General features: G+C 33.1%; 21 protein-coding genes and 1 tRNA gene. 18 read left to right on the forward strand and 4 right to left on the reverse strand.

The window, feature by feature from the left end; genetic code table 11:
• Nucleotides 1-8: 8 nt before the first annotated feature.
• Together znuB and znuC are read right to left on the reverse strand one after the other, a co-directional pair.
• Nucleotides 9-809 (reverse strand): zinc ABC transporter permease subunit ZnuB, encoded by an 801-nt coding sequence (znuB, locus tag FPB0191_RS01110; RefSeq protein ID WP_039103391.1) that lies wholly within the window; start codon nt 807-809, stop codon nt 9-11.
• 2 nt (nt 810-811) lie between these two features.
• The gene (gene znuC / locus FPB0191_RS01115; RefSeq protein WP_039103393.1) at nt 812-1,564 is read right to left on the reverse strand and encodes a zinc ABC transporter ATP-binding protein ZnuC; all 753 of its coding nucleotides are present in this window, start codon (nt 1,562-1,564) and stop codon (nt 812-814) included.
• Nucleotides 1,565-1,641: 77 nt separating this feature from the next.
• On the opposite strand from znuC, the gene znuA reads away from it, so the two are divergent.
• Together znuA and mepM are read left to right on the forward strand one after the other, a co-directional pair.
• A complete protein-coding gene (gene znuA / locus FPB0191_RS01120) occupies nt 1,642-2,550 on the forward strand; it encodes a zinc ABC transporter substrate-binding protein ZnuA (protein ID WP_039103395.1) in 909 nt (302 codons plus the stop codon).
• A gap of 34 nt (nt 2,551-2,584) precedes the next feature.
• Entirely contained in the window at nt 2,585-3,973 is a 1,389-nt protein-coding gene (gene mepM, locus FPB0191_RS01125) for a murein DD-endopeptidase MepM (protein ID WP_110021849.1), read from the forward strand.
• Nucleotides 3,974-4,101: 128 nt separating this feature from the next.
• Here mepM and sfsA read toward each other — a convergent pair whose 3' ends face one another.
• On the reverse strand, nt 4,102-4,818 hold the full coding sequence (sfsA, locus tag FPB0191_RS01130; protein ID WP_039103396.1) for a DNA/RNA nuclease SfsA: 717 nt from the start codon (nt 4,816-4,818) through the stop codon (nt 4,102-4,104).
• Between the two features lie 162 nt (nt 4,819-4,980).
• Between sfsA and mrcB the strand changes: the two genes are divergently transcribed.
• The 9 genes from mrcB (at nt 4,981) to fabF (ending at nt 13,698) form a co-directional block, all read left to right on the forward strand.
• Complete coding sequence (gene mrcB, locus FPB0191_RS01135) at nt 4,981-7,266, forward strand: bifunctional glycosyl transferase/transpeptidase (RefSeq protein WP_052236668.1); 2,286 nt, start codon at nt 4,981-4,983, stop codon at nt 7,264-7,266.
• A 215-nt stretch (nt 7,267-7,481) separates the two neighbouring features.
• Nucleotides 7,482-8,003 (forward strand): 23S rRNA accumulation protein YceD, encoded by a 522-nt coding sequence (gene yceD, locus FPB0191_RS01140; protein WP_039103398.1) that lies wholly within the window; start codon nt 7,482-7,484, stop codon nt 8,001-8,003.
• A 16-nt stretch (nt 8,004-8,019) separates the two neighbouring features.
• Entirely contained in the window at nt 8,020-8,187 is a 168-nt protein-coding gene (gene rpmF, locus FPB0191_RS01145) for a 50S ribosomal protein L32 (RefSeq protein ID WP_039103400.1), read from the forward strand.
• A gap of 22 nt (nt 8,188-8,209) precedes the next feature.
• Nucleotides 8,210-9,232, forward strand: a complete 1,023-nt coding sequence (gene plsX / locus FPB0191_RS01150; RefSeq protein ID WP_039103402.1) for a phosphate acyltransferase PlsX — start codon at nt 8,210-8,212, stop codon at nt 9,230-9,232.
• Complete coding sequence (locus tag FPB0191_RS01155; protein ID WP_039103403.1) at nt 9,232-10,185, forward strand: beta-ketoacyl-ACP synthase III; 954 nt, start codon at nt 9,232-9,234, stop codon at nt 10,183-10,185. The genes plsX and FPB0191_RS01155 overlap by 1 nt, the downstream gene beginning before the upstream one ends.
• A gap of 50 nt (nt 10,186-10,235) precedes the next feature.
• Nucleotides 10,236-11,171: an ACP S-malonyltransferase gene (fabD, locus tag FPB0191_RS01160; RefSeq protein ID WP_039103404.1), complete on the forward strand. Its 936-nt coding sequence runs from the start codon at nt 10,236-10,238 to the stop codon at nt 11,169-11,171.
• A gap of 20 nt (nt 11,172-11,191) precedes the next feature.
• Nucleotides 11,192-11,926: a 3-oxoacyl-ACP reductase FabG gene (gene fabG / locus FPB0191_RS01165; protein WP_039103405.1), complete on the forward strand. Its 735-nt coding sequence runs from the start codon at nt 11,192-11,194 to the stop codon at nt 11,924-11,926.
• A gap of 151 nt (nt 11,927-12,077) precedes the next feature.
• The gene (acpP, locus tag FPB0191_RS01170; RefSeq protein ID WP_025316503.1) at nt 12,078-12,311 is read left to right on the forward strand and encodes an acyl carrier protein; all 234 of its coding nucleotides are present in this window, start codon (nt 12,078-12,080) and stop codon (nt 12,309-12,311) included.
• Nucleotides 12,312-12,453: 142 nt separating this feature from the next.
• Nucleotides 12,454-13,698: a beta-ketoacyl-ACP synthase II gene (gene fabF, locus FPB0191_RS01175; RefSeq protein ID WP_039103408.1), complete on the forward strand. Its 1,245-nt coding sequence runs from the start codon at nt 12,454-12,456 to the stop codon at nt 13,696-13,698.
• A 251-nt stretch (nt 13,699-13,949) separates the two neighbouring features.
• Here the strand turns inward: fabF and FPB0191_RS01180 are convergent, their stop codons facing one another.
• On the reverse strand, nt 13,950-14,873 hold the full coding sequence (locus FPB0191_RS01180) for an ABC transporter substrate-binding protein (protein WP_052236669.1): 924 nt from the start codon (nt 14,871-14,873) through the stop codon (nt 13,950-13,952).
• Between the two features lie 172 nt (nt 14,874-15,045).
• On the opposite strand from FPB0191_RS01180, the gene FPB0191_RS01185 reads away from it, so the two are divergent.
• The 7 genes from FPB0191_RS01185 to FPB0191_RS01215 all read left to right on the forward strand — a co-directional run bounded on the left by FPB0191_RS01185 (nt 15,046) and on the right by FPB0191_RS01215 (nt 24,716).
• Nucleotides 15,046-17,025, forward strand: a complete 1,980-nt coding sequence (locus tag FPB0191_RS01185) for a TonB-dependent receptor domain-containing protein (protein WP_039103409.1) — start codon at nt 15,046-15,048, stop codon at nt 17,023-17,025.
• Nucleotides 17,026-17,240: 215 nt separating this feature from the next.
• Nucleotides 17,241-20,558: an exodeoxyribonuclease V subunit gamma gene (gene recC / locus FPB0191_RS01190; RefSeq protein ID WP_039103411.1), complete on the forward strand. Its 3,318-nt coding sequence runs from the start codon at nt 17,241-17,243 to the stop codon at nt 20,556-20,558.
• A gap of 2 nt (nt 20,559-20,560) precedes the next feature.
• Nucleotides 20,561-21,343 (forward strand): TatD family hydrolase, encoded by a 783-nt coding sequence (locus FPB0191_RS01195; RefSeq protein WP_039103412.1) that lies wholly within the window; start codon nt 20,561-20,563, stop codon nt 21,341-21,343.
• Nucleotides 21,344-21,505: 162 nt separating this feature from the next.
• A complete protein-coding gene (panS, locus tag FPB0191_RS01200; RefSeq protein ID WP_052236670.1) occupies nt 21,506-22,459 on the forward strand; it encodes a ketopantoate/pantoate/pantothenate transporter PanS in 954 nt (317 codons plus the stop codon).
• Between the two features lie 47 nt (nt 22,460-22,506).
• Nucleotides 22,507-23,904 (forward strand): DHA2 family efflux MFS transporter permease subunit, encoded by a 1,398-nt coding sequence (locus tag FPB0191_RS01205; RefSeq protein ID WP_082018200.1) that lies wholly within the window; start codon nt 22,507-22,509, stop codon nt 23,902-23,904.
• A 32-nt stretch (nt 23,905-23,936) separates the two neighbouring features.
• Nucleotides 23,937-24,566 carry an MBL fold metallo-hydrolase gene (locus tag FPB0191_RS01210; RefSeq protein WP_039103413.1) on the forward strand — a complete coding sequence of 210 codons (630 nt, stop codon included), beginning with the start codon at nt 23,937-23,939 and terminating at the stop codon, nt 24,564-24,566.
• Nucleotides 24,567-24,640: 74 nt separating this feature from the next.
• Nucleotides 24,641-24,716, forward strand: a tRNA-Asn gene (locus FPB0191_RS01215).
• Nucleotides 24,717-24,777: the final 61 nt, after the last annotated feature.

Below are 24,777 nucleotides of genomic sequence, written 5' to 3' on the forward strand. Positions count from 1 at the left end.
ATGATGTATTATGCACTTCTGACTCTAAAAACTGATGAAACCACTAAAGATAAACTAAATAACATTGCGTTTGTAATTACAATAGATGGACCAGTTGGTGTATCATAGAACGCAGATATCATTAATCCACCACTAATTGATAATACTCCTACAATAATGGCAAAAATAGCCATTTTTTCGGGAGATTTAGCATAAAACCTCGCTGTAGCAGCAGGGATAATAAGTAAAGAAGTAATTATTAAGGCACCTACGAATTTCATGGCAAGTCCAATAGTTAATGCTAATACTAATGTTAATATCAATTTCGTTTTTATAATATTAATACCATTACTAAGTGCAAGCTCTTCATTAACAGTTATAAATAAAAAGTTGTTCCAGTTAAAAAATAAAATAATACCTACAATAATCGCACCGACAATAATTAAATAAATGTCATTCATTGTTATAGAAAGTAAATCGCCAAATAAATAACCCATGAGATCAACACGGATATTATGTAATAAACTAATAACAATGACTCCTAATGACAAGGAACTGTGTGCCAAAATTCCTAATAAAGTATCGATAGCAAGTTTTTGCTGTATGCTAAGAATAACAAGTCCTAATGCAAGTAAAATAGTAACGAAAATAACAGCAAAAAAAGGATTGATATTTAGTAAAAAGCCAAGTGCGATACCTAATAAAGCTGAATGAGATAGTGTATCACCAAAATAAGACATTTTTCGCCAAACAACAAACGTACCTAAAGGACCAGTTATAAAAGATAAAATAATTCCTGCAATTAGAGGAGGAAATATTAATTCAAACATTCTTATTTAGCTCCGAAATTTGGTAAGTGAATCCTTCCTTGAAAACGCTTCTGATGAAAATGGTGATGTTTATAGATCGCTAGTTGATTAGCAGCATTACGTCCAAATAAGGCAATGAATTCTGGATCATTTGATACTAATGCGGGTGTTCCAGAACAACATATATGTTTATTTAAGCAAATAACTTCATCTGTCTTAGCCATAACTAAATGTAAATCATGTGAAATCATGACAACTGCACAATTAAATTCATTCTTTGCATTGCTAATTAAATTATATAGAGTAATTTGACCATTTACATCAACACCTTGTGTTGGTTCATCTAAAATTAGTAATTCTGGTTTTTTGATTAATGCTTGAGCTAATAAAACGCGTTGCATTTCTCCTCCAGACAATTGATGCATAGTTTTGTTCATTAAACTAATGGCATTAACTTTTTGTAGCATCTTAACAATTTCATTATCATCAAATTTTTTATTCAATTTCATAAATCGTTTTACGGTCAAAGGTAATGTTTTATCAACTTGTAAAGTTTGTGGAACATAACCAATAGAGAGATTTTTTTTACGTGATATTTTACCTGTGGTAGGTTTAAAAAAGTCTAAAATTAATTTTACTAGTGTAGATTTTCCAGCACCATTTGGGCCTAGTATTGTAATAATTTTTCCAATTTCAATATCAAAGGAAATATTGTGCAAGATATTCTGATTATTTAAATTAACAGAAACATTTTTAATAGAAACAATTGGTTTCATTTTATCTATAAATCACTTGTGAAAGATATTGTTATAATATAACATAACGTAAAAATATTATCATTACACTTTTAGATATGCTTATAAATAGATTAATAAAAATACCTCATATTTTATTACCATTTTTACTTATATTTTCACCATTGGTTGTGCAAGCCAAAATTGTAACTTCCATTAAACCAGTTGCTTTTATAACCGAAGCGATAGCTTCTGGTGTAATTGATACAGAAGTTTTATTACCTGATGGTGCTTCTCCTCATACGTATTCTTTAAAACCTTCTGACTTACTAAAACTTAGGTCAGCAGATTTATTTATATGGGTAGGAGAAGATATGGAGACTTTTATACCTAGTGTATTGCAGGGAATTGATAGTCACAAAATATTGGAGTTAACAGAAAATGATCAAATTGAAAACCTTTTATTAACTTCTCATTCACATCATGAGGAAATTTCTCATGATCATCATCATGGCGAATTTGATAATCATATATGGCTTTCTCCTCAAATTGCTGAAATTACGGCTAGACTTATTCATGATAAATTAGTTAAGATTTATCCAGATAAATCATCAATTATTGACCAAAATTTAGAAAATTTTTTACTAGAATTGAAACAAACTGAACAAGTTATTGCAAAAAAATTAAATAACGTACAAAATAAAGGCTATTTTGTTTTTCATGACTCTTATGGTTATTTTGAAACTAAATTCAATTTAAATAATTTAGGTAGTTTTACTATTAATCCCTCAATTCAACCTGGATTAAAAAAGATTTACGAAATTCAGAATGAATTAAAAAATAAAAATGCAGTTTGTATCTTTAGAGAACCTCAATTTAGTCCAGCAATTGTTAACAAATTAGTCGATGGAACCCATGTCAAAGTCGGAGAACTTGACCCTTTAGGTATAGATATTGTTATATCTAAGAATGCTTACTGTAAATTTTTATTAAAAATAACACAGCAGTTCTTAAATTGTTTAGAATGAGCTAAAATTATAATCAATTATTAAGGTTATTTGAGTGCAGCAGATTGACTCATCTGATATTGAAAAAAAAGATCTTAAATTTCCCTTTATCACAATATCAGTTGTTTTTATTATTATCATATCGTTTTACTTATTATGGCGTCCGCTTAATCCGGAACGTACGATTTACATTCCGTTAACGCCTCAAGTTCAAACTACTGTAATTGAGAATCATCAATTACCTTCAGCTGTTGGGAATGCAACTATTGTCAGATTAGATGATCGTGTATCACAAGAACAAGAACCTGAAGAATCTTTAGACCAACCTAAACCAGAGGATGATGTCATTAAAGATGAAATTGATGAGGTTATTGATCAAGATGATAATTCTGTACAATATACGGTTAATCGCGGTGATACATTATCTGGCATTTTAACGCAATATGGTGTTAATCGAAACGATGTTTATTTGCTAACTAAACAATTTAAACAGTTAACTAATCTTAGAATTGGACAGCAAATTAGCTGGACAGTGGATACTGAGCATAATTTAAAAAGTTTTAACTGGATTATTTCCAATAATAATATCCGTATCTATGAAAAAGTGAATGATAACTTCGTTGAGCGAATTGAAACTCGAGAAGGCATTTGGAAACCTTTTAATGCACAAGGCTTAATTGATTCAAATTTCGTTGTTGATGCGAAAAAACAAGGCTTAACAAGTAGTGAAATTGCCACAATTACTAAGGCTTTGCAATGGCAATTAGATTTTAGGCGCCTAAAAAAAGGTGATAAATTTTCAGTATTAATATCAAGAGAAATGTTTGGTGATAATCACGAAAATAGTCAATTATTAGCTGTTAGAATTCAAAACGGAAATAAAGATTACTATGCCATTCTAGCGGAAGATGGTCATTACTATGATAAGAATGGTGGAAGTTTATCACAAAATTTCTTGCGCTATCCTTTGGCTAAGCAAGCTAGGATTTCATCAGGATTTAATCCTAGACGATTAAACCCCGTCACTAAAAAAGTAACACCACATAATGGCGTGGATTTTGCTGTCTCTCGTGGTACTCCTGTTTTATCTGTAGGTGAAGGAGAAGTTATGATCGCCAAATATAGTGGTTCAGCAGGAAATTTCATAGCGATTCGTCATGGGCGGCAATATACTACTAAGTACATGCATCTTGATAAAATTTTAGTAAAAGCTGGTCAAAAAATTAAGAAAGGCGATAAGATAGGGTTATCAGGAAATACAGGTCGTTCTACAGGACCTCATTTACATTTTGAATTGTATATTGATGGCAAACCTGTTAATCCTATAACTGCGAATTTACCTGTTTCAGAAGGTTTAACAGGTAAATCGAAAAAAACCTTCTTAGAGCAATTTAAAAAGATTGAGCCTAAGCTTAGCTTTGAATCTTTAACCCCATCAAATTGATCAATATCAATCAAAAAATTAAGGGTCTTAAATAATTTTTGACCCTTAATTCTTATTTAAAATCTAATCATTGATAACGATATTGCTAGATTTTTATCCAGTAAAATATTTGTGAATTAATAAGATTATTAATCATTAAATATAATAGGAATTTTTTCAGTAATTCTAATTCCTTTTGTTGATATATCTGTTTTATAGCACAATAACTTAACGCCACATTGATGAGCTTGTTTAAGAAGACTGCTATAAATAGGATCAATATTATTTGCAGGAGAAAAATAATCTATCCCAGTATGTAAGACTAGGAAAAAAACGACAGCTTGTTTTCCTTGATTGACAATATTAATTAATTCACGAAGATGTTTTTGACCTCGATTAGTTATTGCATCTGGGAAATAACCAAATTTATTAATCGGGTTACAAAAAGTTACTGATTTTACTTCAATATAACACGCATTTTGGTCTAGATTTGTTAATAGAAGGTCAATTCGACTGTTTTCTAATCCATATTTTACTTCACTTTTAATATCATTGTAGTATAAGAATTCCTCTAATTCATTATTTACGATAGCTTCCTTTACAATTTGATTTGCTCTAATTGTGTTAACACAAATCCAATCATTTTGGTGAGTCTGTGTTAATTCCCAGCTCAAAGGATATTTGCGTTTTGTGTTGTTGGATATAGAAAACCAGACAATATCTCCCTCATTTGCACAACCTGTCATTGCCCCTGTATTTGCACAATGAATAGTTATAATTTCACCATTATCAAGTTTTACATCAGCTAAGAAACGTTTATATCGTTTTATTAATATTGCAGATTGTAAATGGGTTGGAAAATACACAGACTACCTAAGTTAGTTATTCGAAATTATGCTATTATACTTTGTCTAACTTAAGGTTATATATATTTTATAAATTTATGATTAATTCAAAGTCCTACAAGATATCTTAAATTTCTAACGTAAAGATGGTTGATAAGTAATTTATAATAAAATAGGTGATGTTTGGCTAAAAGAACTAAAACCATACGCAAAACGAAACAAAATTCTAAAATAAATAAAAAAAAGCCTCAAAATAAAAAAAGAAGTTTTGTATTGTTTTTGTTGAAAATTATACTTATATTCGCAGTAATTATTGCTGTATATGGTATTTATTTGGATCAACAAATTAAAGAAAAAATAGATGGAAATGTTTGGCAATTACCAGCAGCTGTATACGGGAAAATTATTAAATTAGAACCGAATGATTGCTATAATCAAAATGAAATTATTACATTATTAGTTAGTTCACAATATCGACAAGTTCGTATGACAACTAAACCAGGTGAATTTGTTGTAAATCGAAATTATATTGAAATCTATCGCAGACCTTTTTCTTTCCCAGATATTGAAGAATCAGCTTTTCGAGTTAAAATTATTTTTAATCAGGATCGCATTACAAACATCATCAACAGCGATAATGGAATGCCAATTGCTATGTTAAGAATTGATCCTAAGTTGATTACTTTTTTGCATTCACCAAATAATGAACAACGGCTATTCGTGCCACTAAAAGATTTTCCTGAATCGTTAATTCAAATATTAATTGCTACAGAAGACAAACGCTTTTATCAACATGATGGTATAAGTTTTTATTCTACCTTGCGTGCATTATATGCCAATATTGTTTCAGGAAAAACTATCCAGGGAGGAAGTACTTTAACTCAACAGTTAGTTAAAAATCTATTTTTAACTAATGAACGTTCTTATATGCGTAAAATCCGTGAGGCTTACATGGCATTAATTCTGGATTCTCGATATAGTAAGGAACGCATTTTAGAACTATATCTTAATGAGGTTTATTTAGGACAAGATGCCGATCAAGAGATCCATGGTTTTCCGCTAGCAAGTATTTATTATTTTGGCCGTCCTGTTAATGAATTAACCTTAGATCAACAAGCATTATTAGTTGGTATGGTTAAAGGTGCTTCTTACTATAATCCATGGACAAAACCAGAAAGGGTGATAGAACGTCGTAATATTGTTTTAAAATTAATTGAAGAACAGAATATTATTGATGAAGAATTATATCAATTACTTAGTCAACGTTCTATAGCTGTATTACCAAAAGGCGGTATTATTTCTCCGCAACCAGCTTTTATACAATTAGTAAAAAAAGCATTACGTGAACAATTGGGTAAATATGCTAATAATCTATCTGGGATGAAAATTTTCACTACTTTTGATCCCATAACCCAGCAAGCTGCCGAACTTGCAATGACTAAAGAAATTTCAAGTTTACAAAAAGTAACAAATAAACCAGATCTACAAGTTGCTATGGTCATTGTTGATCGTCAAACAGGTGAAGTTAGATCTTTAATTGGCGGTAATGATCCACAATATGCAGGATATAATCGAGCATTATTTGCTAGAAGACCAATTGGCTCACTAGCTAAGCCACCTACTTATTTAACGGCTTTGAGTGAACCAAACCGTTATCAACTTAATACTTTACTAGATGATAAACCTTTAAGCGTAAAAATTGATAACCATACTGTTTGGCGACCCAATAATTTTGATAAACAATTTAGAAATAAAGTGATGCTCATTGATGCATTAGCTAAATCGTTAAATATTCCTTCTGTCAATTTAGGAATGTCTGTCGGATTAAATAAAACGAAAAAAACGTTAATTGCTCTTGGTGTACCCGTTGCCGAAATAAAAGCGGTACCCTCGCGTTTTTTAGGTGCATTGGAACTAACCCCGCTTGAAACTGCTCAAATGTATCAGGTTATTAGTAATTCTGGTAGAAAAGTTCCTTTATCTACATTAGTTGCTGTTTTATCAGATAAAGGGGAAATGATATACCAAAATCACTCTAGTGCTACTCAAGTTGTTCCTGCACAGGCGGCTTATTTAACGACTTATGCAATGCAGAAAGTGGTTGAATCAGGCACCGCGAAAAGACTTCATATTAACTATTCCTCATTGCATTTAGCGGGTAAAACCGGAACAACAAATGATCTACGTGATAGTTGGTTTGTTGGTGTTGATGGTCAAAATGTTACTGTAATCTGGATAGGACTTGATGATCATAAATCTATGCAATTAACGGGTGCTTCTGGCGCATTAAAAATTTATCAGGAATATTTGCGTTTTCATTTGCCACGATCTTTATATCAAGATGAAATAACAAACATTAAAATGATAGCTATTGATAAAGAGGGGAAACGGCTATGTAAGGGGAATGGAATAGCATTTATGCCTATTTGGATAACAAGTAATGAGCCATTGTGTCATGATGGAAATTAATGAAAAAATACAATGAGTCAGGAAGTTACAATTTAATTTGGTTAAAAGATATTTTTACAGTTGATTTATAATCATGAAAATTCTTAAGAGAAATTGAAAAATATATTTCAAAAATCATTTTTTTTATTAAAATATGGATATTAAATTTAAATATCACAATAAATTAACGCTACCCCATTGACGAAAATGGGAATTAACGGTAATATGCGCGCCTTATGCAAAATAGATTGCCTTTAACCATTGACCCGATTAAAGCGGCTCAAAAAAGATTAGATTATACGGGTGTATATCTAGCTAAAAATGCTTGTCGCTTAGCTGAGTCAGTTGAACATGTGAACAGTGATATTAGTTGTTCGTTATCATTTGGATATGATGCTCAAAAGCTTTGTGTGATTACAATTACTGCAGAGGTTGAGGTCACCTTGATTTGCCAGAGATGTCAGCAACCTTTTATAATTCCTATTCACATTGAAAATAAATTTAGCCCTGTCAGAAGTGATTCTCAGGCAGAGGCATTACCGGAATATTATGAACCTGCCATGCTTAATGAGTTTGGTGAAGTTGATATATTAGCCTTGGTAGAAGATGAAATCATTCTTAGTTTACCTATAGCGCCGGTACATGATAGTAAACACTGCGAAGTGTCAGAAGCAGATTTAGTATTTGGTGAAATTCCTACTAAAGAAGATAAACCAAATCCGTTTGCAATTTTAGCCAGTTTGAAAAATAAGCCCTAAAGAGAGGAGTAAGTCCATGGCCGTTCAACAGAATCGTAAAACTCGTGCAAAACGTGGTATGCGTCGTGCACATGATGCATTAACTGTCGCTAATATTTCAGTTGATGAATCAGGAAAAACTCATTTACGTCATCACGTCACCGCTGACGGTTATTATCGTGGTCGTAAGGTTGTAAATAAATAGTTCCTTTAATCAAGGTAATATTTTGGATAATCTAACCATTGCGTTAGATGCTATGAGCGGGGACTTTGGTCCTCGTGTCATTGTTCCTGCCGCTCTTCAAGCACTTGATCTTCATCGGAATTTACATTTAATTTTAGTTGGTAGTTCAGCTGAAATTAACATTTTTTTGCCCAATAAACACCCTCGCTTAACCGTTATTAAATCATCATCCGTTATACCTAATGATATGAAACCATCTTTAGCCATCAGACGTAGTCAAGGAAGTTCCATGCGCATGGCTTTAGAGTTAGTTAATTCAAAAGAAGCACAGGCATGTGTAAGTGCGGGTAATACAGGTGCTTTAATGGGATTATCAAAATTATTACTTCATTCTATTTCAGGAATTAAACGTCCTGCGCTGGTTGCAACTTTACCTACCATCAAGGATGGTAATACAGTTATTTTAGATCTAGGGGCTAATATAGAAAGTGATAGTGAGATGTTGGTTCAATTTGCTATTATGGGATCTATTTTAGCTAATACTGTCCTAAATATTGTTAATCCTAGAGTAGCTTTATTAAATATAGGTAAAGAAGATATTAAAGGATTAGAGAGAATTCGTGTTGCAGCAAACAAATTAAAAACTAATCACTATTTTAATTTTGTTGGCTATTTAGAAGGAGATGAACTGTTAAGTGGTAAAACTGATGTTTTAGTGTGTGATGGTTTTACAGGAAATGTTACACTAAAAACTGTTGAGGGTTTGATAAAAATCTTTTTATCATCAAATCAGTTAATGACTAAAAACAAATCTATTTTTGCTAGATTAACTCGGTATTGGATGCAAAAAAAGATGATGAATTATTTTGGTCATTTGGATCCAAATCATTATAATGGTGCCTGTTTGCTTGGTTTGCAAAGTATTGTAATAAAAAGTCATGGTGCCGCAAGCCAAAGTTCGTTTCTTGCTGCAATTGAACATGCCATATTAGCGATTGAAAATAATCTACCGGAAAGAATAGCGTCAAGCCTTTCTTCTATACTACCTAAGAGTGAAAAGAATTAATGTTTACTAAAATTTTAGGCACAGGGAGTTATCTTCCTACGCAAATCAGAACCAACGGTGATCTTGAAAAAATGGTTGATACTAGTGATGAATGGATAACCACTAGAACTGGTATTAAAGAAAGACGCATCGCCGCTTCTGATGAAACTGTAACTTCAATGGCATATGAAGCTGCTTGCCGTGCAATAGAAATGGCGCAGATTGAAAAAAATGATATTGGTTTAATTATTGTTGCAACAGCAACTTCTGTTAATGCTTTTCCTAGTACTGCCACCGAGTTACAAGCAAAATTAGATTTATCTGATTTAATTGCATTTGATGTTTCCGCTGCATGCTCAGGATTTATCTATGCTTTAGACATTGCCGATAAATATGTTAAAACCGGCGTAGTAAAGTATGCACTTGTTGTTGGTGCTGATATGTTAACTCGTGGCGTAGATCCAAAAGATCGAGGAACAATTATTATTTTTGGTGATGGAGCTGGAGCTGTGGTAATTGGTGCTTCAGAGGAACCTGGAATTATTGCTTCTCGTCTGCATGCTGATGGTAAATATGGCGATTTGCTTAAATATCCAAATGTTGATCGTCGTAAATTGGATGATCCTGCATACATGGTTATGCATGGAAATGAAGTATTTAAAGTCGCGGTAAGAGAATTATCAAATTTAGTTGATGAAATTTTAACAGAAAATAATATTGATAAATCAGAGCTAGACTGGTTAGTACCTCACCAAGCAAATTTACGTATAATCTCAGCGACAGCTAAAAGATTGGATATGGACATGTCAAAGGTTATTGTCACTCTAGATAAACAAGGTAATACCTCAGCCGCATCAGTGCCTTGTGCGCTTGATATTGGTGTTAGAGATGGACGAATTAAACGTGGTCAATTGCTATTATTAGAAGCTTTTGGCGGAGGGTTTGTTTGGGGATCAATTTTAGCCCGATTCTAAACTAATGAATCAAATGTTATCAGTTGATAATTATAATTTAAGGTAAGTTTATGACTAAATTTGCAATGGTATTTCCCGGCCAAGGGTCACAAGAAATTGGTATGCTAAAAGAATTAAGTGAAGTGTATCCAATTGTTCAAGAAATATTTTCTGAAGCATCTTCCGTTCTCGGTTATGATCTCTGGAACCTTGTGCAAGAGGGTTCTGCTGAAAAATTAGGACAAACTTGGATTACACAACCTGCTTTATTGGCAGCATCTGTAGCAATTTTCAAAGTATGGCAACAAAAAGAAGGTGCGAAACCTGATTTTATGGCTGGACACAGCTTAGGTGAGTATTCTGCATTAGTTTGTGCAGGTGTAATAGAATTCCGTGATGCAATTAAATTAGTCGAATTGCGCGGTAAATTAATGCAGGAAGCTGTACCGGTTGGTACGGGTGCGATGTATGCTATAATCGGTTTAGATAATGATGTAGTTGTAAAAGCTTGTAAAGAAGCTGCACAAGGTCAAGTTGTTTCACCAGTGAATTTTAATTCGCCAGGTCAGGTTGTTATTGCCGGTAACAAAGAAGCGGTAGAACGCGCTGCTATATTATGTAAAGAAGCTGGAGCAAAACGAGCATTACCGTTAGCTGTAAGCGTTCCATCCCATTGTGAACTTATGAAACCAGCAGCAGATAAACTGGCTGAAAAATTAAAAACTATTTCATTCCAAGAACCTCAATATTCTGTTATTAACAATGTAGATGTTAAAATAGAAACAAGTGCACAAGCTATTAAGGATGCATTAATTGCTCAGTTATATAGTCCTGTCCGTTGGACAGAAATCGTAGAGTTTATGGCTAATCAAGGTACAACATTACTTGTAGAAATGGGACCTGGAAAAGTTTTAACTGGTTTAACTAAACGTATTATTAAAACTCTATCAGGTTGTTCTGTCAATGATCCTACTTCATTAGATGTTGCATTAGAGAGTGTAAAATAAATTAAATAAGAGGATTTTATATGAAGTTAGCAGGAAAAATAGCTCTAGTAACGGGCGCTAGTCGCGGAATTGGTCGCGCAATCGCTGAAAAATTAGTTAAAAATGGTGCTACTGTTATTGGTACCGCAACAACAGAAAAAGGCGCTGAAGCTATTAGCCAATATCTTGGTGCAAATGGTAAAGGTTTCTTACTTAATGTTACTGATGAAAAATCCATAGATTCAGTCATTGATGCTGTTAAATCACAATTTGGCGATATTGATATTTTAGTCAATAATGCAGGAATTACTCGTGATAACCTTTTGATGCGTATGAAAGAAAATGAGTGGCAAGATATCCTAGATACAAATTTAACTTCAGTATTTCGCGTATCGAAAGCTTTATTACGTACAATGATGAAAAAACGTTATGGGCGAATTGTAACAATTGGCTCAGTAGTTGGAACAATGGGAAATGCTGGTCAGGCAAACTATTCAGCAGCCAAGGCTGGATTAATTGGTTTTAGTAAATCACTGGCACGTGAAGTTGCTTCACGCGGGATTACAGTAAATGTTGTTGCACCAGGTTTTATTGAAACTGATATGACTAGAGCACTATCTGATGAACAGCGTACAGCTATACTGTCCCAAGTTCCTGCTAATCGTCTAGGTGAACCAGAAGAAATTGCTAATGCTGTAGCTTTCCTTGTGTCGGATGATGCGGCATATATAACAGGTGAAACTTTGCATATCAATGGCGGAATGTATATGGTTTAATCTGGAAAATTAGTGTAGAATAAGTCGCAATTTTAATAAAACAGTAATAATTAACTTTATCAGGTTGAAAAATTTGTTTGCAATTTTTTCAACATTTTATAAACTTACAGTCTCCGCCGGTATTGGCGATTTTTATAGGAAAGAAAAGAATATGAGCACTATTGAAGAGCGCGTTAAGAAAATTATTGTTGAGCAACTAGGTGTTAAAGAAGATGAAGTGAAAAATGAATCTTCTTTCGTTGAAGATCTTGGTGCTGACTCTCTTGATACAGTTGAATTAGTTATGGCTTTGGAAGAAGAATTTGATACTGAAATTCCTGATGAAGAAGCAGAAAAAATCACAACTGTTCAATCAGCAATTGATTATATTACTGCAAATCAATAAGGTTTGTTTGAGCTTGAAACTGTGCGATCATGCTTTTGATCGCCAGTTTATTTTCGTATAATATCACTTAATATTAAATTCACTTATTGCCTTATTATGAATAAGCGCAGTTCATATTTTAATCCTTTTCAGGAGAAACAACATGTCTAAACGCAGAGTTGTTGTGACTGGAATGGGGCTAATATCTCCAGTAGGTAATACCGTTGAATCAGCATGGCAATCATTGCTAGCAGGTCAAAGTGGAGTAGGACTTATTGAGCATTTTGATACAACCCCTTTCGCAACACGTTTTGCCGCTATGGTCAAAGATTTCAACGGCGAAGACTATAACATTACTCGTAAAGATGCCCGTAAAATGGATTATTTTATCCAATATGGTATCGCTGCCGGAGTGCAAGCTATTAAAGATGCTGGAATTGAAATAACCGAAGAAAATGCTAAGCGTATAGGATGTGCCATTGGCTCTGGTATTGGTGGATTAGGTTTAATTGAAGAAAACCATAGTGCACTAATTCATGGCGGTCCTCGTAAAATTAGCCCATTTTTCGTACCTTCGACAATCGTTAATATGATTGCTGGGCATTTATCAATTATTTTTGGATTAAAAGGTCCAAGTATTACTATAGCTACTGCTTGCTCATCAGGTGTGCATAATATTGGTCATGCTGCTCGTATGATTGCTTATGGTGATGCTGACGGTATGCTTGCCGGTGGCGGTGAAAAGGCAAGTACTGCATTAGGTATTGGTGGTTTCGGTGCAGCGCGTGCATTATCAACTAATAATGATAACCCTCAAGCCGCAAGTCGCCCGTGGGATAAAGATCGAGATGGTTTTGTATTAGGGGACGGTGCGGGTATTTTATTCTTAGAAGAATACGAACATGCCAAAAAACGCGGTGCTAAAATCTATGCTGAATTAGTTGGATTTGGAATGAGTAGCGATGCTTATCACATGACCTCTCCACCAGAAGATGGAAGTGGTGCGGCACTAGCAATGGAATGTGCTTTACGTGATGCTGGGATTACGGCTGAGCAAGTTGGTTATATTAATGCTCATGGTACTTCAACTCCAGCTGGAGACAAAGCAGAGACCCAAGCTGTTAAATCTGTATTTAAAGAAAATAGCAAGAAAGTTATGGTAAGTTCCACCAAGTCTATGATTGGTCATTTACTTGGCGCGGCAGGTGCAGTTGAGTCTATTTTCACTGTTCTCGCATTACAAGATCAGGCAATTCCACCAACTATCAATCTAGATAACCCAGATGAAGGTTGTGATCTAGATTATGTTCCACATACCGCACGTCAGGTGAAAGGTTTGGAATATGCGTTATGTAACTCTTTTGGATTCGGTGGAACCAATGGTTCTGTTTTATTCAAGAAGATTTAAATAATCTTATTAGATAAAAACCACGTTTATACGTGGTTTTTTTATACCTTCCCATATCCTAAGAATTTGAATTCTAATTTCCTGCTTTGTTTATTTCCGTTTCCATAGTTGTGTTATTTTATCCTGATTAAGATTATATGAAAAACAGCTAGAGAATAACTAATTTATACTAAATAAAAAGCCCTATATTTATAGGGCTTTTTCATATGAGCTTGAGGGAAATAAAATCTAAGAAATAATAATCAACTTCATTATTTTAATGAATCAACAACTTCATCAATTTGACGATCAAGACTTTCTAAACCGCCACCAGATAAATACCAAATATCAGCAGATAAATTCACAATTTTAGTTTTAGATTTCTTAAGAACTTTGGCATCAAAGTAATCATTTGTCATCGCTTGATTACCGATTGCTTTGCTGCGATCAACGATATAAACAATGTCAGGTTTAACTGTTGCAATATATTGATTATCAATAAATGTTGGTTTTGGTTTTTCTTTGCTATTCATTATCACTTGAGTTAAAGGCACCGCTCGCGATATATTTAAAACATCATGAATTAATGTTGCACTTGAACTATTATTAATTAGTATTACTTTACCATCGTTATGAATAGCAACAATGGCTTTTTTATTACTTTTTTGAGCTTCGGTTTGAGCTTGACTAATTTTGTTTTCCAGTGATTGAATTAAAACATTAGCAGTTTCCTGAGTATTAGTTAATTCACCAAGTAAATTGATATGCTCTTGCGTTGATTGGAGATAGTTTTTGGCATCTATGCTTAAATTAAGTACAGGTGCTATTTTAGTTAATTCTTCGTATTTACTTGCCTGACGACCATCAATAATAATTAAATCGGGTTTTAATTGTTTAATTGTTTCAAGATTAGGCGCTTTCATACTACCAGTATCGGCTACATTAGTATTCTTATATTGTTGTAAATAGGTTGGAATAACCGGAAGTGAAGTTCCAACGACAAGCGAACCTTTTCCTAACGCATCTAATGTATCAAGTGAGCCATAATTCATTACAACAATTTTCTTAGGTGATTTTGGAACGACTACCGATTGGTTATTTGATTCTACCGTAATGAGGTTTGAAGTCTGACATCCTGTTATACTTAGCATTATTGCAGCAATACCACTTAAAATGAGTTTTTTATTCTTGAACATATATCTCTCCAATAATTTTATAATTCAAATAATAATCATTATCATTTAATTATAATGCATTGTCTAGATATAAATAATTTTATAAAGGTATTGATAATTATTCTCATCTGGTGTAACGTTCATCATACTTTTATGAAAATAATTATCATTATTAATTATAAGGTTAATAAGTATGAGTTCTAAAATAAAATTCAATCTACTCACATATACAATAAAATCTAGCCTTCTCTTATCTACACTTTCAGCTACTGCATTGGCAGCGACAAATTCGGATATGGATACAATGGTCGTTACTGCCTCAGGATTTGAACAACAAATAAAAGAGGCTCCAGCAAGTATTTCGGTAATAACGTCTAAGGAAATTAGTAATAAACCTTATCGAGATATCACAGATGCATTGAAAGATATTCCAGGGATCAATGTCTCAGGTGGAGGTGATAGCACCGATATTAGTATTCGAGGAATGGATGCAAAATATACACTAATTCTTATTGATGGCAAAAAAGTGAATACACGAGAAACACGTCCAAATAGCGATGGTTCTGGATTTGAGCAAGGCTGGTTACCACCTTTAGCAGCAATTGATCGAATTGAAGTAGTAAGAGGTCCGATGTCTTCTTTGTATGGTTCAGATGCTATGGGTGGGGTTATTAATATCATCACAAAGAAGGTAGCTGATAACTGGCAAGGTGGTATTCGGTTAGAATCGACAATACAGGATAATTCCAAAGCAAAGAATTATTATAATGGCAATTTTTCCGTTATGGGTCCTATTATAAACGATATTCTTGGTATTCAATTGTATGGTCAATATTCCGATCGTGATGAAGATAAATTTTTAAATGGGCATGCTGCACAAAAGTTACAGAGTATTAACGGCAAACTTTCATTAAATTTAACTGAAAATCAGCGGTTTGATCTTGATTTTGGACGTTCCCTACAAACTAGTGAAGCAACCGGAGGGAAAACCCGAAACCCAAGAAGAGGTGATTTCAAACGTGATAATAGAAGAAATTCATTTGCATTAACACATAACGGTGTGTTTGATAATTTTACGACAACATCATTTGTATCGCATGAAGAGAATAATAATCCGAAAAGAAATATGAAGATTAGAAATACAGATGTTGACACTAGAGCTGTTATTCCATTTAGTATTAATACCTTATCAATCGGTGCAGCATATAATTATCAAGAATTGCATGATAATGGTAATGAACTTAAGACAACACTTAACGAAATCGATCGTTGGAATTATGCGATATTTACTGAAGATGAATTGCAACTATTGGAAAATTGGAGCCTTACATTAGGTTTACGTTTTAATAAAAATGAGAATTATGGTAATAACTGGAATCCAAGAGTTTACAGTGTGTGGAATATCAATGATAACTTTACTTTAAAAGGTGGTTATTCAACAGGTTATGCTGCACCACAATTACGATATGTGGTTTCAGATTGGGGGCAAGTCACCGGAGGATCGGGTACGGGTAACCATGGTGTAATTATTGGTAATCCAGATCTAAAACCAGAAAAAACGAATAGTTACGAAATTTCTCTTAGTTATGACAATGATTTTGGGTTAAGTACTTCTGTTACAGGATTTTATACAAAATATAAAGATAAAATTCAGTCTTATTATTTATGTAATCACGGTGCAGGTTCTGGCACATGTACTGTAAATGGTCAAGGGTCATTTGATTTCGTACAAAAACGAGAAAATGTTGATAAAGCCGATTTAAAAGGTCTTGAATTTACGTTAAAAACGCCTTTATTTGCCAATATTTCTGTGACATCAAATTATACTTGGACCAAGACAGAACAAAAGAGTGGTAAATATAAGGGACGACCTTTAAACCGAACACCAAAACAAAAATTTAATACGCAATTAGATTGGAATATCTCGACAGAATGGGATTTATGGGCAAAAATGGCATATTATGGTGTTGAAAGCTCATCTAGTCGAAATGGTAAAAAAGTAGAATATCCGGGTTATACATTTTGGGATTTAGGCGCAGTCTATCAGGTTAATAATCAAACAAAAATTATGGCTGGAATTTATAATTTATTTGATAAAGATGTGATGAATGAAGATTTCGGTAAGACTTTAGATGGACGTCGCTATTGGGTTGGTACTGAAATTAGTTTTTAGTATGACCGCTTATGTAAAATATATAGGATAATTTTAGGAGGGGATCATGCCATCCCCTCCTTATTCATTTTAAGTTTGATCTAGTCTTTATCGCTTTCGGAACTATATTTCCTACCTAATGATTTCTCTTTAATATTTGGTGTAATTTGAACCTTATAGGTTTTTTATTATTAATGTTCTATAATTTCTTATAATTATTATATTATTTGCCAACTATGTTTACTGTATATCATTCAAATCAACTCGATCTATTAAAAGAATTAACATCTCAGGTCATGACAATTCAGCCTTTGAATAGTGTATTTTCGCCGGAGATTATTTTAGTGCAGAGTCATGGAATGGGGCAGTGGTTGCAAATTCAGTTAGCTGAAAAATTAGATGTAGCAGCGAATATTCATTATCCTTTCCCTACCCAGTTTGTTTGGGATATTTATAGAATATTTTATCCCGATTTACCAAAAAGTAATATTTTTGATATCGACTTTATGACGTGGATTTTATTAGATATATTACCCGATTTGATTAAACAACCTCAATTCACGGCATTACAGAATTACTTTGATTTTATAGATGATAAACAGAAATATTATCAACTTGCCAGTATGATGGCTCAATTATTTGATCAGTATTTAGTTTACCGCCCTGACTGGTTGAAAGCATGGGAAAATAATCAAATAATTGAGGGGATAGATCAAACGCAACTTTGGCAAGCTGCATTGTGGAGAGAGTTAGTTTTCGCTTCTAAAAAATTAACTCCAGCTTATGCTCATCGTTCTGAGATACATATGAATGTTATCAAGGCATTAAATAATAAACTTAGCCTATCAGTTATTGAGCAATTACCAAAACGTATATTTGTCTTTGGTATTGTTTCTCTCCCCCCTATGTATTTGGAGCTTTTTTATAGTTTGAGTAAATATATTGATGTCCATTTTATGTTTATGAATCCTTGTCGACAATATTGGGGAGATATTATTGACCATTCTTTTCTGACGAAATATGCTCATACTGATGAAACACTTGATAATGTAATTCAAACAACTAATCCATTATTAGCATCTTGGGGAAAACTAGGGCGTGATCACTTAGCTCTTTTACAACACTATACAGATAAAAATGATATAGAAGCATTTGTTGATTACGATAATCGAACTCTATTATCTATGGTGCAACAATCTATTTTAGAAATGAACAACCAGTCATTTCTTTTGAAAGATCATGAACCAGATGCTTCAACATTAAGTATAGCTATGGATGATTACTCTATAGAATTTCATTCTTGTCATAGTGAGCAACGAGAAGTTGAAGTGCTTTACGATAATTTATTGGCAATTTTTGATAATCATCCTGATATTGACTTGAATGATTGCGTTGTTATGGTTGCCGATATTGATCATTATGCCCCTTATATACAGGCGGTATTTGATAATGCGCCAAAACATCGTTATTTACCCTATACTATTGCTGATCAAAAATTAAAATATATTGATCCTATCGTACAGGGATTCTTTTTATTGCTTGATCTGCCACACAGCCGTTTAGAAATAGAATATATATTTGATTTGCTTGAAATACCTGCTATAGCAAAACGTTTTTCATTTAATGAGGCGAATTTAATTCAATTACGAAATTGGATTGTTGATTCGGGTATTCGCTGGGGTCTTGAATCGGAAATAGATAAACCACATAGCTGGATCATGGGACTTCATCGAATGCTACTTGGTTATACCATGGAAAGTAAGTTAGATAGTTGGCAAAATATAGTACCTTATGATGAAGTAACAGGATTAAATGCGGAATTAATTGGTTTTTTATCTGAATTTATCATGATGGTAGCTAAATGGCGTGATACATTAACTCAATCCCATTCAATTAGTGATTGGCAGCATTTATGTTTAAACTTATTAACTGATTTTTTCTTTAAAAATGCTGAAAGTGAACCCTTGCTATTAATGATTGAGAACCAATGGCAAGATATTATTCTTCAAGCTAAAAATGCGAATTATAATGGTGAAATTGATACTATTATTTTGAAGAATTTTATTCAGACAAAATTTAATAATAACTATTTATCACACCGTTTTTTAATTGGTAAAATCAATTTTTGTACACTTATGCCGATGCGTTCGGTTCCCTTCAAAATTGTATGTTTATTAGGTATGAATGATGGTGTTTATCCACGCACTACTTCACCATTGGGATTTGATCTTATAAATCGACATGGTCGACTTGGTGATAGAAGCCGTCGTAATGATGATCGATACCTTTTCTTAGAAGCGTTGTTATCGGCTGAGCAAAAACTGTATATCAGTTATATTGGTCGAGATATGCAAACTAATGAACCACGTTATCCGTCTATTTTAGTTGATGAACTATTGAATTATATACAACAGAGTTATCAATTAGATGATGATAATGAGATTTCAATGGAATTAAGAGTAAAGAATCTAACTCAACATTTGATAAGACAACATACCCGAATGCCTTTTGATATTCAAAATTATCAAAAAATTACAGGTAGTGTATTAAGACCGCTTAGTTATGCGGATGAATGGTTATTGGCGGCAAAACGCTGTGGGAAAATAGATGTATTTAATCAACCGTTACATAACCAAGCTGTGACAATGATTACTTTAACAGAATTAAAACAGTTTTATCTCCATCCAATCAAATTCTTAACCAAAAAAAGATTAGGTTATTTCATTAATATCGATGCTGAGCAATTACCTGATGCAGAAAATTTCAATTTAAATAATCTACAGAGGTTTTATATTAATAACCAAATTTTAAATCAATTTATGTTGGAAAAGGATAAATATCATGACTTAGATGATAAATTGTACAATAAGATGTTACATAGCAATCAATTACCATATGGTGCATTTGGTCAATTGTTATATTCTGAACAAAAATCCTTGATGCAGACATTAATGGATCGTATTTACCAAGAAAGAGTGGGAGAGTATCGTACTTTAGATATTAACTTACCTATTCAATCTATAAACTTAATTGGCAGAATAACAAATTTGCAATCTGATGGTATTTTACAATGGTGTAGCTCCAAGTTAACGATCAAAAATGGACTATCATTATGGATTGATCATTTAATTATTTGTGCATTACAACCCTACAAGGATAAATTCCTAAATCGCTTATATGGTCGCGATGAATCAAAATGGTCTTTTGAAAATGTGTCTGCTGATGAGGCCTTAAAATTATTATCAGTATTAATGGAAGGTTATTTAGAAGGTCTTAATCAGCCACTATTTATGCCATTACAAAGTGCATGGAAATGGTTAGATGTCGCTTTTGATAATGAAAAACAAACTATTAGCGATGATGTTGTAATTTTATCAAAAGCTAAAGCTTCTTTTAGAGAACAATGGCAAAATAGCATTGGTTCTAACGCTGAATGTGATGATTATTATTATCGATTATATCCCGAATTGAATGATGAACTTATTGATTGTGCGATAAATGCATTAAAACGTTATTTGTTACCGATTATACAATATCGTCATAAGGAAAATTAACTATGTTCATTGATACTCATTGCCATTTTGACGCTCCACCTTTTATTAAACATGAAGATGATACAATTGCTAGATTTAAACAGTATCAAGTAGAAAAAATTATTGTACCTGCAGTGGGTAATCAAAATTTTTCTATTGTAAAATCATTATCTCAGCAATATGCTCCAATATATTATGCTTTAGGTTTGCATCCAATTTTTAAACATAATCCGGCTGATTTAATTATATTAGATGAAATGTTAAAAAATCGACCAGACAAACTAGTTGCTATTGGAGAAACAGGGTTAGATAATTTTATTGAATCAGCGAATCTAAAAGAACAACAGTCTTATTTATTACAACAGTTTGAATTAGCAAATCACCATCAATTACCTATCATATTACATTCACGTAGAACACATGCACAAATTTTGATGTTATTAAAACAAAATAGGTTAATTAATGGTGGTGTAATCCATGGTTTTTCGGGTAGCTATGAGCAAGCTATGCAATTTATTCGCTTGGGATTTTATATTGGTGTAGGTGGCGTAATTAGTTATGAACGTGCCAAGAAAACTCGCCATGCAATCAGTAAAATTCCTTTAGAATTTATTGTACTTGAAACAGATGCGCCAGATATGCCATTGAGTGGTCTTCAAGGACAGCCCAATCGACCAGAAAATATCGTGCGTGTTTTTGACATATTAGTATCACTTCGTTCAGAACCTGCGGAAAAAATCAAAAATAGCATTATTATGAATACCTTGACGCTGTTTCCGAGAATCAATAAAATGAAGGATAACTAATCTTACAACATAAAATTTTCCGATTTGTATTTGATCTAAAAATATCAAAAATCATATAAATCACTCACTCAACATTAATATCATAAAATAGCATATAAAGGGTATATTTGAGATGCTATTGAATGGTTTTCATTATTACTAATATTAATAGAGAATACTATTATGTCCAATCGCCTCAATCAGTTACTATTAAAACCACTATTGGCATCAACTAAATTCTTTTCTATATGGGCAGTATTATGTGCGATTGTTGCCTATTTATCTCCTGACATTTTTTTGCCGATAAAATCCTATACCCCAGAGTTATTAATGTTTGTTATGTTCACAATGGGAGTCACTCTTAGTATTAATGATTTTAAGCGTATTCTACTTCGTCCTAAAGCAGTTATTGTGTGTACTCTTTTACATTATATTGTTATGCCCTTAACGGCTTTAATTTTAGCAAAAATATTTGCTATGCAAGTCGATTTGTTAATAGGTATTATTTTAGTTGGTAGTGTTGCAAGTGGAACGGCTTCAAATGTGATGATTTATTTATCTAAAGGTGATGTTGCTTTATCGGTAACAATTTCATCAGTTTCCACATTAATTGGTGTAGTTGTTACACCGCTATTAACATTATTACTTGTTGGTAAAAGTGTTGAAGTTCCTTTCTTAAATATGCTTCTTTCCATTATAAAAATTGTCTTTATTCCGATTGTAGCAGGTTTATGTATTCACCATTTGTTTACAAAAAAAATTAGAATCTTTGAACGTTTTTTCCCAGTAATGTCAATGTGTTGTATTTTAATTATTTTATGTATTGTCGTTGCGGGTAGCCATGACCAAATTGCACAAGTCGGTATTACTGTGATTTGTGCAGTGATACTACATAATGGATTAGGTTTATTGGGAGGCTATTGGGGAGGTCGATTATTAGGATTTGACGAAGCAACATGTAGAACAATGTCTTTAGAGGTTGGAATGCAGAATTCAGCACTAGCTGCAACATTAGGCACGACTTACTTTTCGGCATTGTCCGCGCTACCAGCAGCGATTTTCTCTGTTTGGCATAATATTTCCGGTTCATTATTAGCAAGTTACTGGCAAGGAAAACCAATTAAAAAAAGAAACTAAAAACTAATTAATGTTGAATTAACCATTATCCATAAAGTGTTAACAAAATGACTGATAATTCTACGATTTCACCGATTATGTATAAAATGATGCCATGGATTGCAGCAATGGCATTTTTTATGCAAATGCTTGATAGCTCAATTTTAAATACGGCATTACCTGCAATTGCTCAAGATTTACATGAATCCCCGTTAAATATGCAATCGGCCGTCATTTGTTATGCATTGGCCCTTGCACTATTTATTCCAATAAGTGGCTTCCTTTCTGATAAATTTGGTTCACGTAATATATTCGTTTTTTCTGTACTACTCTTTTCATGTGGCTCACTGCTATGTGCATTATCATCGTCTCTTTTAATGCTAGATATTTCACGTGTAATTCAAGGGATTGGTGGGGCAATGATGGTACCAGTAGCCCGACTGGTTTTAATCAAGTCTTACCGACGCAGCGAATTTCTTGCTGCATTAAATACTTCTACTATACCAGGATTGATTGGACCGGTCGTTGGTCCATTGCTTGGTGGGTATTTTGTTGAATCACTTACTTGGCATTGGATATTTTTAATTAATATTCCGATTGGAGTGATTGGGATGATAACTGGCTGGAAATATTTGCCGAATATTAAAAGTTCCCGAACTATTTTTGATACATCGGGTGTCACATTCATTGCTTTAGGTGTAATTAGTGTGACATTAGGAATTGAATTCATTAACCAAAATATTAAAATTCAGTTTTCGATAGCATTGTTTATTATAGGCTTATTTTCCTTACTGTTTTATATTAAACATGCCAAAAAGACTTATTCGCCTATTTTTCCATTAGTTCTTTTTAATATTCATACTTTTAAAATTGGGATAATTGGTAATTTGATTAGTCGATTAGGGATATCGGCAGCCCCCTTTTTAGTTCCTTTATTATTACAAGTTGTTTTTGGATATTCTGCTATATATGCTGGATTAATGTTGATGCCAATGGCTATTGCATCTTTTTTAGGTAAATCCTTAGTACGACCTATTTTACGTAAATTTGGTTATCGTCATGTGTTACTTTTTAATACAACATTTATAGGACTTATAATAATGACAATGGCTTTATTAAATCAGGATTCACCACTGATATTCTTTGCTTTATTACTATTCCTTTTAGGCGCGACCAATTCGTTACAATTTACGGCTATGAATAGTATAACATTGGCTGATTTACCGAAAGAGCTTACTAGTAGTGGTAATAGCTTAATGGCAGTTAATCAACAATTAGCTATTAGTTTTGGTATTGCATGTGGAGCGGTATTGGTTAAAATATTACGTGATCAAAACGAGATTATTCATCACAATGATGCGCTAGCATTTAAATTTACTTTCTTGATTTTAGGAATATTAACATGTCTTTCTGGATTGATTTTCAGACGACTAAATTCTCAGGATGGTCAGAACCTTATTAATTAAGTAATCATTCATCAAAAGAAAAGGAACAGATGATGCAATTTCAAATTATTCCAGTAACTGCTTTTCAAGAAAATTGTTCAATTATTTGGTGTGAAAAAACAATGGCGGGCACTATTGTTGATCCCGGTGGTGAATTTGAGCTTTTAGTTAAAGCAGTTGAAAAATTAAATATTAATATCACTAAGATCTTGTTAACACATGGCCACCTTGATCATGTCGGAGCAGCAAAGGCGTTAGCTAATCACTATCATGTAAAAATTTATGGGCCACAGCAAGAAGATAAATTCTTATTAGATAATTTGCCTCAGCAAAGTGTTCAATTGGGTTTTCCATTTTGTGAAGCATTTGAGCCTGATATTTGGCTACAGGAAGGGGATATAGTACAAATTGGTGATGAGCAATTATCTGTACTACATTGTCCTGGTCATACACCTGGGCATATAGTATTTATTCATCATCAGCAAAAAGTAGCATTAGTGGGTGATGTGCTCTTCAATAACAGTATTGGTCGGACAGATTTTCCAAGAGGAAATTACACAGATCTTATATCATCAATAAAAAATAAATTATTTGTTTTAGGTGATGATATCATGTTTATTCCAGGACATGGTCCAACATCCACATTTGGTCAAGAACGCATCAATAATCCATTTTTAGTCTAAATAAATGGATTAAATGTCATTTTATTCTTGACAGGGTGTACATAACACTATAATATTCGCCCTGACTTTTCGGTTCCTCCATAGTTCAGTCGGTAGAACGGCGGACTGTTAATCCGTATGTCACTGGTTCGAGTCCAGTTGGAGGAGCCAAATTTCCACTAAGCAACCACCGTATACATTTCCTTTAGCATTTAAATCCTTTATAATTTTT

The organism is Frischella perrara, assembly GCF_000807275.1.
GTDB classification, from domain to species: domain Bacteria; phylum Pseudomonadota; class Gammaproteobacteria; order Enterobacterales; family Orbaceae; genus Frischella; species Frischella perrara.